9 protein-coding genes are annotated in these 14,516 nt (G+C 72.4%); 8 read left to right on the forward strand and 1 reads right to left on the reverse strand.

Annotation, left to right across the window (positions count from 1 at the left end; genetic code table 11):
• The first annotated feature begins 135 nt into the window (after positions 1 to 135).
• The 8 genes from BMX97_RS25570 (at position 136) to BMX97_RS25605 (ending at position 12,971) form a co-directional block, all read left to right on the forward strand.
• Positions 136 to 3,870 (forward strand): vitamin B12-dependent ribonucleotide reductase, encoded by a 3,735-nt coding sequence (locus tag BMX97_RS25570; protein ID WP_091754022.1) that lies wholly within the window; start codon positions 136 to 138, stop codon positions 3,868 to 3,870.
• Between the two features lie 123 nt (positions 3,871 to 3,993).
• Positions 3,994 to 5,571 (forward strand): sensor histidine kinase, encoded by a 1,578-nt coding sequence (locus BMX97_RS25575; protein WP_244538651.1) that lies wholly within the window; start codon positions 3,994 to 3,996, stop codon positions 5,569 to 5,571.
• The gene (locus BMX97_RS25580; protein ID WP_091754023.1) at positions 5,568 to 6,965 is read left to right on the forward strand and encodes a sigma-54-dependent transcriptional regulator; all 1,398 of its coding nucleotides are present in this window, start codon (positions 5,568 to 5,570) and stop codon (positions 6,963 to 6,965) included. Before BMX97_RS25575 ends, BMX97_RS25580 begins: the two co-directional genes overlap by 4 nt.
• Positions 6,966 to 7,076: 111 nt before the next feature.
• Positions 7,077 to 7,892 (forward strand): hypothetical protein, encoded by an 816-nt coding sequence (locus tag BMX97_RS25585; RefSeq protein WP_177202354.1) that lies wholly within the window; start codon positions 7,077 to 7,079, stop codon positions 7,890 to 7,892.
• A gap of 151 nt (positions 7,893 to 8,043) precedes the next feature.
• The gene (locus BMX97_RS25590) at positions 8,044 to 9,372 is read left to right on the forward strand and encodes an MFS transporter (RefSeq protein WP_091754024.1); all 1,329 of its coding nucleotides are present in this window, start codon (positions 8,044 to 8,046) and stop codon (positions 9,370 to 9,372) included.
• An 8-nt stretch (positions 9,373 to 9,380) separates the two neighbouring features.
• On the forward strand, positions 9,381 to 10,472 hold the full coding sequence (locus BMX97_RS25595) for a metallophosphoesterase family protein (protein WP_091754025.1): 1,092 nt from the start codon (positions 9,381 to 9,383) through the stop codon (positions 10,470 to 10,472).
• Between the two features lie 256 nt (positions 10,473 to 10,728).
• Complete coding sequence (locus BMX97_RS25600) at positions 10,729 to 12,000, forward strand: arsenic transporter (RefSeq protein ID WP_091754026.1); 1,272 nt, start codon at positions 10,729 to 10,731, stop codon at positions 11,998 to 12,000.
• 44 nt (positions 12,001 to 12,044) lie between these two features.
• Complete coding sequence (locus BMX97_RS25605) at positions 12,045 to 12,971, forward strand: DMT family transporter (protein ID WP_244538647.1); 927 nt, start codon at positions 12,045 to 12,047, stop codon at positions 12,969 to 12,971.
• A 44-nt stretch (positions 12,972 to 13,015) separates the two neighbouring features.
• On the opposite strand, the gene glcF is transcribed toward BMX97_RS25605, so the two are convergent.
• Complete coding sequence (glcF, locus tag BMX97_RS25610) at positions 13,016 to 14,359, reverse strand: glycolate oxidase subunit GlcF (protein WP_091754027.1); 1,344 nt, start codon at positions 14,357 to 14,359, stop codon at positions 13,016 to 13,018.
• Positions 14,360 to 14,516 lie beyond the last annotated feature (157 nt).

Genomic DNA, 14,516 nt, shown 5'->3' on the forward strand with positions numbered 1-14,516 from the left:
CGACAGGACGGGCGGCTCCCCGAAAGGCGCCGAGGCTCGTCCGCCGAATCTTTCGCGCCCCGCCCTTCCCTTGTAACCGGCGGACCCCGCACGCGTGCGGGCGGTCCCCGGCTGTTCGTGACCGGAGAGTATCCCATGCGGTTCGAGCGTCGCATCACCACCGCGGGGCAGTCGCCCTACGCCAGCATCCCGTTCCGCAAGGCGGTGAGCGAGATCCGCAACCCGGACGGCTCGGTGGTCTTCCGCCTCGACGGAATCGACGTGCCGGAGGCCTGGAGCCAGGTCGCCTGCGACGTGCTGGCCCAGAAGTATTTCCGCAAGGCCGGGGTGCCTGCGGCCCTGAAGAAGGTCGAGGAGAACGGCGTTCCCTCGTTCCTGTGGCGTTCGGTGCCCGACGAGGCGGCGCTCGCCGCCCTGCCCGAGGGCGAGCGGACCGGCTCCGAGACCTCCGCGACCCAGGTCTTCGATCGCCTCGCCGGCTGCTGGACCTACTGGGGCTGGAAGGGCGGCTACTTCACCAGCGAGGAGGACGCGGGCGCGTTCCACGACGAGCTGCGCGCGATGCTCGCCCGCCAGATGGTGGCGCCGAACTCGCCGCAATGGTTCAACACCGGCCTGCACTGGGCCTACGGCATCGACGGCCCGGCGCAGGGGCACTTCTACGTCGACTACAAGACCGGTGAGCTGACCCAGTCGGCCTCGGCCTACGAGCACCCGCAGCCCCACGCCTGCTTCATCCAGTCCGTCGCCGACGACCTCGTCAACGACGGCGGCATCATGGACCTGTGGGTGCGCGAGGCCCGCCTGTTCAAGTACGGCTCGGGCACCGGCTCGAACTTCTCGCGCCTGCGCGGCGAGAACGAGAAGCTCGGCGGCGGCGGCAAGTCGTCGGGCCTGATGAGCTTCCTCAAGATCGGCGACCGGGCGGCGGGCGCGATCAAGTCCGGCGGCACCACGCGGCGCGCCGCGAAGATGGTGATCGTCGACATCGACCACCCGGACGTCGAGGCCTTCATCGACTGGAAGGTCAAGGAGGAGCAGAAGGTCGCCGCGCTCGTCACCGGCTCCAAGGTGGTGTCCAAGCACCTCAAGGCGGTGATGAAGGCCTGCGTCAACTGCGAGGCCGCGGGCGACGCCTGCTTCGATCCCGACCGCAACCCGGCGCTCAAGCGCGAGGTCAAGGCCGCCCGCAAGGTGATGGTGCCGGATGCCGCGATCAAGCGGGTGATCCAGTACGCCCGCCAGGGCTACACCGACATCTCGTTCCCGATCTACGACACCGACTGGGATTCCGAGGCCTACCTGACGGTCGCCGGCCAGAACTCGAACAACTCGGTCTCGCTGACCGACGACTTCCTGCGCGCGGTCGACGCGGATGCGGAGTGGTCGCTGACCCACCGCACCACCGGCAAGGTGGCGAAGACCGTGAAGGCCGCCGAGCTGTGGGACAAGATCGCGGAGGCCGCCTGGGCTTCGGCCGATCCGGGCCTGCACTTCAACACCACGATGAACGACTGGCACACCTGCCCGTCGGGCGGGCGGATCCGGGCCTCGAACCCGTGCTCCGAGTACATGTTCCTCGACGACACCGCCTGCAACCTCGCCTCGGCGAACCTGCTGGCGCTCTACGACCGCGGCGCCAAGAGCTTCGACGTCGAGGGTTACGAGCACCTGTGCCGGCTCTGGACCGTGGTCCTCGAGATCTCGGTGCTGATGGCGCAGTTCCCGAGCCGCGAGATCGCCGACCTCTCCTACAAGTACCGGACGCTGGGCCTCGGCTACGCCAATATCGGCGGGCTCCTGATGACCATGGGCCTGTCCTACGATTCCCGTGAGGGCCGGGCGATCGCCGGCGCGCTCACCGCCATCATGACCGGCGTGTCCTACGCCACCTCGGCCGAGATGGCGCGCGAGCTCGGGCCGTTCCCGGCCTACGAGGAGAATGCCGACGCGATGCTGCGGGTGATCCGCAACCATCGCCGGGCCGCCCACGGCGAGACTGAGGGCTACGAGTTCCTCAACACCAACCCGGTCCCGCTCGATCACGCCGGCTGCCCGCAGGGCGAGCTGGTGGAGCGCGCGAAGGCGGCCTGGGACCGGGCGCTGCAGCTCGGCGAGGAGCACGGCTACCGCAACGCCCAGTCCACGGTGATCGCGCCGACCGGCACGATCGGCCTCGTGATGGATTGCGACACGACCGGCATCGAGCCCGACTTCGCGCTGGTGAAGTTCAAGAAGCTGGCCGGCGGCGGCTACTTCAAGATCATCAACCGGGCGGTGCCGGATGCGCTGCGCACGCTCGGCTACCGCGAGGCCGAGATCGCCGAGATCGAGGCCTATGCCGTCGGCCACGGCTCGCTCGGCCAGGCCCCGGCGATCAACCCGGGGAGCTTGCGCGCCAAGGGCTTCACCGACGAGAAGATCGCGGCGGTGGAATCGGGCCTGAAGTCGGCCTTCGACATCAAGTTCGTGTTCAACCGCTGGACCCTGGGCGAGGACTTCCTGACCCAGACCCTCGGCGTGCCGGCCGACAAGCTCGCCGACCCGTCCTTCGACCTGCTCGCGTTCCTCGGGTTCAGCCGCAAGGACATCGAGGCCGCCAACGTCCATGTCTGCGGGGCGATGACGCTCGAGGGCGCACCGCACCTCAAGGTGGAGCATTACGCGGTCTTCGATTGCGCCAATCCGTGCGGCCGGATCGGCAAGCGCTACCTCTCGGTCGAGAGCCACATCCGCATGATGGCGGCGGCGCAGCCCTTCATCTCGGGGGCGATCTCCAAGACCATCAACATGCCGAACGACGCCACGGTCGAGGATTGCAAGAACGCCTACCGGCTGTCCTGGACCCTGGCGCTGAAGGCCAACGCCCTCTACCGCGACGGCTCGAAGCTGTCGCAGCCCCTCAACTCCGCCCTCGTCAGCGACGAGTCGGACGACGAGGAGGATGCGGTCGAGGCCCTGCTGGCGCAGCCGGCGGTCGCCAAGACCGTGGCGGTGACCGAGAAGATCGTCGAGCGCATCGTCGAGCGCGTCGAGCGCCTGCGCTCCCAGGAGAAGCTGCCGAGCCGCCGCAAGGGCTACACCCAGAAGGCCAAGATCGGCGGCCACACCATCTTCCTGCGCACCGGCGAGTACGACGACGGGCGCCTGGGCGAGATCTTCCTCGACATGAACAAGGAGGGCTCGGCGCTCCGGGCCTTCATCAACAACTTCGCCATCTCGGTCTCGCTCGGCCTGCAATACGGCGTGCCGCTGGAGGAGTACGTCGACGCCTTCACCTTCACCCGCTTCGAGCCGGCCGGCTTCGTGCAGGGCAACGACGCGATCAAGAACGCCACCTCGGTGCTCGACTACGTCTTCCGCGAGCTGGCGATCTCGTATCTCGGTCGCAACGACCTCGCCCATGTCGACCTCTCGGAGCTCGGCAACACGGCGACGGGCGTCGCCCCGTCGAAGCCCAGCGCGTCCGACGCGCCGGTGGCCACCAACGTCTCCCGCGGCCTGCTGCGGGGGTCGGGCGACCGGCTGACCCTGATCCACGGCGGTCCCGCCGGTGCCACCCCGGGCGTCGCCGCGCCGGTCACCGGCCAGTCGGCCCCGGCCGGCGGCACCGTGCACGCGGTGCGGGGTGCGGTGGCGCTCAAGACCGAGCCGAGCCTCGCCGGCAAGGTCGAGGCGCTGGCGGAGGCCCTGCCCTTCGCCAAGCCCGAGGCGGCGCCGGCCGGCCGCAGCGTCTCCGACCGCCGCGCCGAGGCGAAGATGAAGGGCTATGTCGGCGAGGCCTGCCCGGAATGCGCCAACTTCACGCTGGTGCGGAACGGGACCTGCCTGAAGTGCGACACCTGCGGCTCGACGACCGGCTGCAGCTAAGACCGGCTCGCGCCGGAGGATCGGGTCCCGGCGCAGGCCGGGGCCCGTCCCCCGGTGGCGGACGACCCGATATGAGGGCATGAACGGGCCGCATCCTCCGGGATGCGGCCCGTCGTGCGTACGATGGGTCCGGATTCGATCCTCGCCATGCCCGCCCGCCTCCACTCCCTCCGCACCCACCTCCTCACCCTCTGGGCCCTGCTCCTCGCCTCGGCAGGCGCCACCGGCTACCTGCTGACCGAGTTCTACGCCCAGTCGGCCGCCGTGCAGGTGGCGCAGGCCGAGGTCGAGGTGGCGCGCTCCTGCCGCGAGATCGGCGACCGGTTCGCCTTCTTCACCGCCGGCTGGAGCGGCGGGGCCACCGAGATCGACGACACCCTGAAGGGACAGCTCACCGACGTGGTGGTGACGGCGCTCGCCGGCCATCCGGGGGTGGAGGGCGGGATCTGGACCGCCGGGGCCGGCTCGGCCGCCTACGCCTTCCCGACCTACGAGGGGACCGGGCCGAAGACCGACCTGCCCTCGGCCGAGATCGACACGATCCGGCGCATCAACGCCGAGACCCTGAGCGGCGAGCGACCGGTGGCGAAGCGGCGGATCTCCCGGACCCAGACCCTGGTGGTGCAGGGCTGCCCCCTGCGTGGCCCGATCCACGGGGCGACGGCCTGGACGATGACGCGAGTCCATACCGACGAGGGCCGGGCCTACGGCCAGCTCCTCGCCGGGTTCGGCTTCCTCGCCGCGACGGTGCTGGGCTCGGCGCTGATCCTCGGGCGGCTGCTCTGGGTGCTGGGGCGGCGGATCGCCCGGCTCGAGGGCCAGCTCGGCCGCGAGACCCCGGAGGGCGACCTGCCCCGCCTGGCGCCGACCGGCCTGCGCGAGCTCGACCGGCTGGTCGAGGCGCTGAACGCCGCCGGCCTGCGCCTCGGCACGGCCCGCCAGCGCGCCGCGGAGGCCGAGCGGCTCGCCGCGCTGGGCCAGCTCACCGCCGGCATCGCCCACGAGATCCGCAATCCCCTGGCGGCGATCCGGCTCAAGGCCGAGAACGCGCTGGCGAGCCCGGACCCGGCCCGGCCGCGGGCCGCCCTCGACCTCGTGCTGGCGCAGGTCGCCCGCCTCGACCGGCTGACCCGCGACCTCCTCAGCCTGACCCAGCCGCGCACCCCGGTCCTCGCGCCCGTCGACCTCGCGGCGGTGCTGGAGGAGAGCGCGCATCTCCACGACGACCTCGCCCGCGAGCGGGGCGTGCGGATCGTGGTCGCGGAGGTGCCGGGGCGACGCGTCCGCCTCGACGAGGCGCAAGTTCGGCGCGCCCTCGACAACCTCGTCCTCAACGCCCTCCAGCACAGCCCGGCGGACGGCACGGTGCGGCTGTCGGCCCATCTCGGGAACGGGCGGGTGCAGATCCGCGTCGCCGACCGGGGACCGGGCGTCGCGGCGGCCCTGCGCGAGCGGCTGTTCGATCCCTTCGTCACCGGCCGGCCGGACGGGACCGGCCTCGGCCTGGCGATCGTGCGCGAGATCGCCCGCGCCCATGGTGGACGGGTGCACCTCGCCGCCCCACCTCCGGGAAGCCCGTCCCCCGACGCACCGGGTCCCGGCGCGACCTTCGAGATCGACCTGCCCCTCGTCGATCAGCCCGCCATCGATCCGCCCGAGCCGGACATCTCCAAGTCCGATACGCCCGAGACCGCCCCGTGACGGACAGCCGCCCCGCCCGCATCCTGATCGTCGACGACGAGCCGGCCCTGCGCGAAGGGCTGGCCGAGACGGTGAGCGATCTCGGCCATGTCCCGATCCTCGCCGCCTCGGGGGCCGAGGCGCTGGCGTGCGTCGCGGCCGATCCGGCCATCGCCGCGGTGCTCCTCGACCTGCGGATGCCGGGCGCGCTCGACGGGATGACGGTGCTCCAGCGCCTGCGGGCGCAGGCCGCCGCGCCCCCGGTCGCGGTGCTGACCGCCTATGCCAGCGCCGAGAACACCATCGAGGCGATGCGGCTCGGCGCCTACGACCACCTGACGAAACCGGTCGGCCGGGCCGAGCTGGCCGACCTCCTCGGCGGCATGCTGGCCCGCCCGGCGCCCCCGATCGAACCGCCCGCCCCGGCCGCGGCGGCGGGCCTGATCGGCACCAGCGAGGCGATGCGGCGGGTGCAGAAGGCGGTGGGCCTCGCCGCCGACAGCGACACCACCGTGCTGCTGCAGGGCGAGACCGGCACCGGCAAGGAGGTCGCGGCGCGGGCGCTTCACGCCCATGGCCGCCGGAGCATCGGCCCGTTCGTGCCGGTCAACTGCGCGGCGATTCCCGCCGACCTTCTGGAGAGCGAGCTGTTCGGGCACCTGCGCGGCGCCTTCACGGGGGCGACCCAGGACCGGGCGGGCGCCTTCCGGGAGGCGTCGGGCGGCACGCTCTTTCTCGACGAGATCGGCGACATGCCGCCGCCGATGCAGGCCAAGATCCTGCGAGTGCTCCAGGAGCGGGTGGTGACGCCGGTCGGCGGCCGGCCCGTCCCGGTGGCCGTGCGGGTGGTGGCGGCGACCCACCGCGACCTGCCGCGCCTCGTCGCCGAGGGTGGCTTCCGCCAGGACCTGTTCTACCGCCTCAACGTCGTGCCGATCGTCCTGCCGCCCCTGCGCGAGCGCCTGGCCGACATCCTGCCGCTGGCCGAGCACTTCCTCGCCCTCGCCGGCGCCGGGACGACGCGCCTGTCGCCCGAGGCCGCCGCCCTGCTCATGCGCCACCCCTGGCCCGGCAACGTGCGCGAGCTGCGCAACGTGATCGAGCGCGCGGCCGTGCTGGCGCGGGGCCCGTCGATCGGCGCGGGCGATCTCGGCCTCTCGGGGCCGGGGCCGGGGGAGGCCGGGTCGGCCCTGCCGGCCTGGCTCGGCGACGATCTGCCGGGCGCCGTGGCGCGGCTGGAGGAGGCGATGATCCGCCGGGCCCTGCGGGCGAGCGGCGGCAACCGCGCGCAAGCCGCGAAGGCGCTCGGGATCCAGCGCCAGCTCCTCTACGCCAAGATCGAGCGCCATGGCCTCGGACGGGACGACGCGGCGTCGGGAAACACGACGCCGGGTGTCGGGAATCCCGACGCCTAGGCCGGCGCCGTCATCGCCCTTCCCGATATCTTTCAACGACTTGGCATCTGGCACGGAAGTTGGGATGTCGCGGTCGAGCCGGCCGTCCGCCGGTGTGAACGAGCGACAGCCATGACGACAGGCGCACCCGTGCTCCGCCTCCGGGCGGCCGGCCTCGCGGCCCTGCTCCTCGCCGCCGGTCCGGCCGCGGCGCAGGACGCGTCCGTCTGGGATCCCGGCACCCTGCCGGAGACGAAGGGGACGGTGAAGCAGTACACGCTCACCCCCCGCGGCGAGGTCGACGGGCTGATTCTCGCCGACGGCACCGAGGTGAAGCTGCCGCCGCGCCTGTCGGGCGCCGTGGTGTTCACGGTCCGGCCGGGCGACGCGGTGTCGGTGCGCGGCATGCGCGCCCGGGCGCTGCCCCTGGTCGACGGCGCCCAGATCCGCAACGAGGCGACCGGCGCGACCCTGGTCACCCTCGGGGGTCCGGAGCCGGCCGCCGCCGAGACGGTCGTGAGCGGGCGCATCGCGACCCTGCTGCACGGGCGCCGGGGCGAGGTGAACGGCGCGATCCTCGACGACGGCACCACCCTGCGGCTGCCGCCGCACGAGGCGGCGCGCCTCTCGAGCGTCCTGCAGGCCGGCCAGCCGGTCAGCCTGCGCGGCGCGGTGGCGAAGAGCCCGCTCGGAGCGGTGGTCGAGGTGCGCGCGCTCGGCGCGAGCCCGGACAGCCTCTCCGAGGTCGGCGGCCCCCCGCCCCGCCCGCCGGGCCCCCGCGGCGAGCCCCGCCCGCCCGGCGGCCCCGATGCGCCGCCCCCGCCTCCTCCGCCGCCCGGTGGGCCCGGCGCGGCCCCACCGCCGCCTCCCGGGGGTCCCGGTGCGGCTCCGCCTCCCCCGCCGCCCGGCGGCCCGGGCGCTCCGCCCCCGGCACCGCGCCGGTTCTGATCCCGCCCGGCCGGAGACGGTCCGCTTGAAGACGACCTGCGCGGCGCGAACGTCCCGCGCAGGTGCTTAATCCCGATGGCATCGCAACTTTTCGCGATCCCGCCGGTTCTCGGCTCCGGATAGGCGCGTCCTTCCTCAGGGAGACATCACGGTGAGCACGGCACAATCCCTCCCTGCCTCTGGGTCCGGCGCGCCCGACCGACAGCCGTCGCGGCGGGCGTTGCGGGGGCTCGACGCGCTCAACTTCACCCTGGCGGACGTGCGCGACGGCCTCGGTCCCTACCTCGCCATCTACCTCATCGCCGTGCGTGGCCCGGACCAGGGCTGGAACGAGGCGACCACCGGCATGATCATGACGATCGCCGGCATCGCCGGCCTCATCGCCCAGACGCCGGCCGGCGCGCTCATCGACCGTTCGCGGCACAAGCGCACCATCGTCATCGCGGCAGCGCTCGCCGTGACCCTGAGCTGCCTGGCGCTGCCCTTCATCTCCAACTTCTACGCGGTGGCCGCCACCCAGTCGCTCGCCGGCATCGCCGGGGCGATCTTCCCGCCGGCGCTCGCCGCCATCACCCTCGGGGTGGTGGGCCCGAAGCTCTTCGCCAAGCGCATCGGCCGCAACGAGGGATTCAACCACGCCGGCAACGCCGTCTCGGCGGCGCTCGCCGGGGGACTGGCCTACCTGTTCGGCCCCATCGTGGTGTTCTGGCTGATGGGCGTGCTCGCCGCGCTCTCGATCGGCGCGATGCTGATGGTGCCGGAGGACGCGATCGACAACGACCTCGCCCGCGGCCTCGACAGCGCCGAGGACCAGTCGGGCGGCGAGCAGCCCTCCGGCCTGACCGCGCTCCTCCAGAACAAGTACCTGATGCTGTTCGCGCTTCTGGCCGCGATCTTCCACCTCTCGAACGCCGCGATGCTGACCTCGGTCGGCCAGCTCCTCACCCACCTGTCGGGCAAGGACAACGCCACCTCGCTGATTGCGATCTGCATCGTGGCGGCGCAGTGCGTGATGGTGCCGGTGGCGATGTTCGTCGGGCACAAGGCCGACGCGATCGGCCGGAAGCCCATCTTCCTCGCCGCCTTCGGGGTGCTGGCGCTGCGCGGCGTGCTCTACACCTTCTCGAACAACCCGTTCTACCTCGTGGCGGTGCAGCTCCTCGACGGCATCGGCGCCGGCGTCTACGGCGCGCTCTTTCCGATCGTCGTGGCGGACCTGACCCGCGGCACCGGGCGGTTCAACGTCAGCCAGGGCGCAGTCGCGACGGCCCAGGGGCTCGGCGCGAGCCTGAGCGCCACGCTGGCCGGGCTCATCATCGTCTCGGCCGGCTACTCGACGGCCTTCCTGACGCTGGCCGGCATCGCGGGCCTGGGCTTCGCCCTCTACCTGCTGGTGATGCCCGAGACCCGGGGCTTCGAGCCGGCCCAGGCCGGCACGCCCTCCGACCCGACCGGTCGGCCCGCCCTTCTGGGGGTCTGAGTCCGGCCATGACCATCCCCCTCGCCTTCGCCCATATCGGCGACCTCCACCTCGCCGGGGCGGAGGCCGACAACGCCCGCGACTTCGCCGCCATCGTGGCGCAGCTGAACGAGGTGGAGGGGCTCGACTTCGTCTTCGTGCCCGGGGACAACGCCGATAACGGCCGCCCCGAGCAATACGCCCTGGTGCGGGCCGGCCTCGACCGGCTCCGCCTGCCGGCCCACGTCATCACCGGCGACCACGACATGGAGGGCGGCAGCCTCGACGCCTTCCATGACGGGCTCGGGGTGCCCCGCCTGCCCTACGCGGTCGACCTGCGCGGCGTGCGCTGCCTCTTCCTCGACATGTGCGGGCCGGGTTCCGGCGGGCCGGATTTCCGCCTCGGCCCCGACCAGGTCGCCTGGCTCGCCGGCGAGCTGGAGCGGGCCGGCGACACGCCCTGCGCCCTGTTCATGCACAGCTACCCGGCCGACTTGAAGGGCGAGGGCGAAGCCGAGCGCGTCGCCGACCTCGTCCATCGCGGGCCGGTGCGCCTCGTCGAGATGGGGCACACCCACTACAACGAGCTCGCCAACGACGGACGCACCGTCTACGCGGCGACCCGCTCGACCGGGCAGATCGAGGAGGGCCCGGTCGGCTACGCGATCGCGGCGATCGACGGCGGCGTGGTGAGCTGGCGCTTCAAGGAGCTGGCCCGGCCCTGGCCGGTCGTGCTGATCACCGCCCCCGCCGACCGGCGCCTCGCCTGCGACGCCGGCCACGTGGTCGGCGAGAGCGTGACCCTGCGCGCCCTGGTGCTGGGACCGGCCGAGACGGTGGAGTACCGCATCGACGACGGGCCGTGGCGGCCGATGGCGCGGGAGGACGGCGCGCGCTGCTACGCGGCCACGATCGCCTGGCCGGCGGACGCCCGGGCGATCGAGGTCCGGGCGACGGGCGCGGGCGCCACCGACACCGACGCGATCGAGCCGGCGAGCGATCCGACCGGCCTGCCCACCTCCCGCGGGATCGGCAGCGACGCCGATGCGCTCGGCGCCTGGGAGGCGCGGGGCCTCCTGGGGACGCAGCTCGGACCGAACAGGAACGGGCGGCAGTGGTGAGGGAGAACCGCCCGCGTCCCGAGGCGAACCGCAACGGCTGAAACCTTTCCCACCCGCGGCCTCGTCCCGAGGTGCGACCGACGGGAGCCTCGACGGAGGCTTCCAGAACCCACCGTGATCCCCGGGGCCCTCCATCGAGGCTCGTTTCACTCGCACCTCCGGACGAGGTCGCGGGTGGGAGCGCCGCGAACGCGGGTGGTCCCGAGCCGAACACCCTTCAGTTCCTCCCGACCGTGACGACAGGACTTCTTCCCCGATGGCCGCGCTGACGCTCAGCCCCAATCTCGCGACCTGGGCGATCGCCGCCCTCGCCACCCTCGGCGTGATCGTGCGCCCGTTCTCCTGGCCGGAGGCGATCTGGGCGGTGGCGGGCGCCCTCGCCCTGGTGCTCCTCGGCCTGATGCCGGCCGGCACCGCCTGGGAGGGCGTGCTCAAGGGCACCGACGTCTACCTCTTCCTCGTCGGCATGATGCTGATGTCCGAGGTCGCCCGGAAGGAAGGCCTGTTCGACTGGCTCGCCGGCATCGCGGTGCGCACCGCCAAGGGCTCGGCCACCCGGCTCTTCACCCTGGTCTACCTCGTCGGCACGGTCGTCACGGTCTTCCTGTCGAACGACGCCTGCGCGGTGGTGCTGACGCCGGCTGTCTACGCCGCGACCCGGGCCGCCAAGGTCGAGAACCCGCTGCCCTACCTGTTCATCTGCGCCTTCATCGCCAACGCGGCGTCGTTCGTGCTGCCGATCTCGAACCCGGCCAACCTCGTGGTCTTCGCCGAGCATATGCCGCCGCTGACCCGCTGGCTCGCCCTGTTCGGCCTGCCGTCGCTGCTGGCGATCGGGACGACCTACCTCGTCCTGCGGCTCACCCAGAACGGCGCCCTCAAGCGGCAATCGGTCGCCACCGACGTCGAGGCGACGGCGCTGTCGCGCACCGGGATCGTAGCGGGCCTCGGCATCGTGGCGACCGGCGCGGTGCTGATCGGCGCCTCGGCGCTCGGGCGCGATCTCGGCCTGCCGACCTTCGTGGCGGGGCTCGCCACCACCCTCATCGTGCTGGCGCTCCGCAAGGGGAGCGGCGCGGTCGAGGTGGTCAAGGACGTGTCCTGGAGCGTGCTGCCGCTCGTCGCCGGGCTGTTCGTGCTGGTCGAGGCGCTGGAGAAGACCGGCGTGCTGGCGATGATCGCCGACGCCCTGAAGCAGGCCGCCACCGCCGCGCCGACCGAGACCGCCTGGGGCGCCGGCGCGCTGATCGCCATCGCCTGCAACCTGGTCAACAACCTGCCGGCGGGCCTGATCGCCGGGGCCGCGGTCCAGGCCGCGCACGTCCCCGAGAAGGTCGCGGGCGCGGTGCTGATCGGCGTCGATCTGGGGCCGAACCTCTCGGTCACCGGCTCGCTCGCCACCATCCTGTGGCTCACCGCGATCCGCCGCGAGGGCCAGGACGTCAGCTTCTGGAGCTTCCTCAAGCTCGGCCTGGTGGTGATGCCGCCGGCCCTCGCGCTGGCGCTCGCAGGTCTTCTTCTCGTCTGACCGCTCCTCCTCGTCCGATCCCCTCCCACAGGAAGGTTTTCCCGGTGTCGATCGCCGCGCTCCTCTACCCCTTCATCCTGGTCGCCGGTGCGCTCCAAGCGCTCGGCAATGCGATGAACGCGCAGCTGCGCGGGCACATGGTCAATCCGTGGCTCGCCGCCACGGTGTCGTTCCTGCCGATCGTGTTCGTCTTCACCACCCTGTTCCTGGTGATGCCGACGCCGCTGCCGACCCTCGAGACCCTGGAGAAGATGCCCTGGTACGCCCCCCTCGGGGGGCTGGCCGGCGCGGTCGCGGTGTTCGGGGGGCTCGCCTTCATCGACAAGGTCGGCGCCGGGCCGTTCAACGGCCTGACCCTGACCGCCAACATCATCACCTCGCTCGCCCTCGACGCGTTCGGGCTGTTCGGCCTCCAGGCCGCCGGCTTCAAGCCGCTGCCCTGGCTCGGCGGACTCCTGATGGCGGCCGGCGTGGTGTTCATCGCGCGTACCGCCGGCAAGAAGGACGAGGGCGAGAGCCACGGCATGAGCGGCAAGCTGCTCTACCCGTTCATCCTGGTGGCGGGCGCCCTGATGGCGATCGGCGTGGTGTGGAATTCGCAGCTGCGCGGAGCACTGGTCAATCCGTGGCTCGCCGCCACCGTGTCGTTCGTGCCGGTGGTCTTCGCCTTCGCGCTGATGGTCCTGCTGAAACCCACGCCGCTGCCGAAGCGGGAGGACCTGGCAGGCGTGCGCTGGTGGATGCCGCTCGCCGGCATCACCGGCGCGGTCGCGGTGTTCGCGGGCCTCCTCTTCGTCGACAAGGTCGGGGCCGGCGCGCTGAATGGGCTCCTCATCACCGCGAACCTCCTGACCTCGGTGGCGCTCGACCATTTCGGCTGGCTCGGCATGCGGCAGGTCAAGGCCGGCCCGCCGCGCCTGCTCGGCGCCGCCCTGATGGTCGGCGGGATCGTGCTGATCTCGGTGTTCTGACGGGGGAATCGCCGGACGGGACGTACCCGTCCGGCGATTCCCGCCTACTCCGCCGCCGCCAGCGCCGGCCGCTTGTCCGCCACCCCGTCCAGGGCCGCCGGGCGCGGGCCGCCGGTCGCCCAGTCGAGCAGTTCCACCGTGTGGACGATCGGGATCGCGGTGCCCTTCCCGATCTGGGTGGCGCAGCCGATGTTGCCGGTGGCGATCACGTCGGGCCGCACGCGCTCGATATTGGCGACCTTGCGGGCGCGCAGGTGCGCGGCCAACTCCGGTTGCAGGATGTTGTAGGTCCCGGCCGAACCGCAGCAGATGTGGCCCTCCGGCACGTCCTTCACGGTGAAGCCGGCGCGCGCGAGCAGCGCCTTCGGCTCGGTGCGCAGGCCCTGCCCGTGCTGCATCGAGCAGGCGGAGTGGTAGGCGACGACGAGGTCGGTCTCGACCACCGGCTCGGACAGGCCGAGGCCTGTGACGTACTCGGTCACGTCGCGGGCGATCCCCGCGACCCGGGCCGCCTTCGCCGCATAGGCCGGGTCGTCCCGGAACATGAAGCCGTAATCCTTGATCGTGGTGCCGCAGCCCGAGGCCGTGACCACGATGGCATCGAGACCCTCGCCGTCCATCTCGGCGATCCAGGCGTCGATCGTGCGCTTGGCCAGCGCGTGCGAGGACTCCTCCTGGCCCATGTGGTGGGTGAGCGCGCCGCAGCAGCCCTCGCCCCTGGCCTGCACCACCTCGACGCCGTGGCGGTTCAGGAGCCGGATCGCCGCCTCGTTGAAATCCGGCCGCAGGACGCTCTGGGCGCAGCCGCGCAGGAGCGCCACCCGGCCCCGGCGCGGACCGGCGGCGGGGAAGCGGCCGGGCCTGTCATGCGCCGAGCGGGTCGGCAGCGCGTCCGGCGCGAGGTCGAGCATCGCGGCCAGCCGATTGCCGACCTTCGGCATCCTCGCGGCGAGGCCCCGGAACGGCCGGCCGAGGGTGGCGCCGAGGAGCGCCAAGCGGAAGCGGTTCGGGTAGGGCAGCACGCGCGCCAGCACCGCGCGCAGGAACCGGTCCTCGGCCGGACGGGCATAGGTCTTCTCGATATGGGCGCGGGCATGGTCGACGAGGTGCATGTAGTGCACCCCCGACGGGCAGGTGGTCATGCAGGACAGGCACGATAGGCAGCGGTCGACGTGCTTGACCACCTCGGGGCTCGCCGGCTTGCCGCCCTCCAGCATGTCCTTGATCAGGTAGATGCGCCCGCGCGGCGAATCGAGCTCGTCGCCGAGCAGCAGGTAGGTCGGGCAGGTGGCGGTGCAGAAGCCGCAATGCACGCAGGTGCGCAGGATCTTCTCCGAGGCCGCCATGGCCGGGTCGGCGAGCTGCGCGGGGGTGAAGCTGGTCTGCACGGCGTTTCCTCGGGCGGAGTCTCGGAGGACGTTTGGTGTCTCGGAGGACGTTTCTTGGTGGGCCGTTCCGTCGGGCCCTCGGCTCCCCCGTATCTAGACCATTTTCAAGGTGGCGGGAGCGGCTTTCGGGGCCGCCCCCCGCGCACGGTGCCGCACG

It is taken from the genome of Methylobacterium sp. ap11 (assembly GCF_900110515.1).
Lineage (GTDB): Bacteria > Pseudomonadota > Alphaproteobacteria > Rhizobiales > Beijerinckiaceae > Methylobacterium > Methylobacterium ajmalii.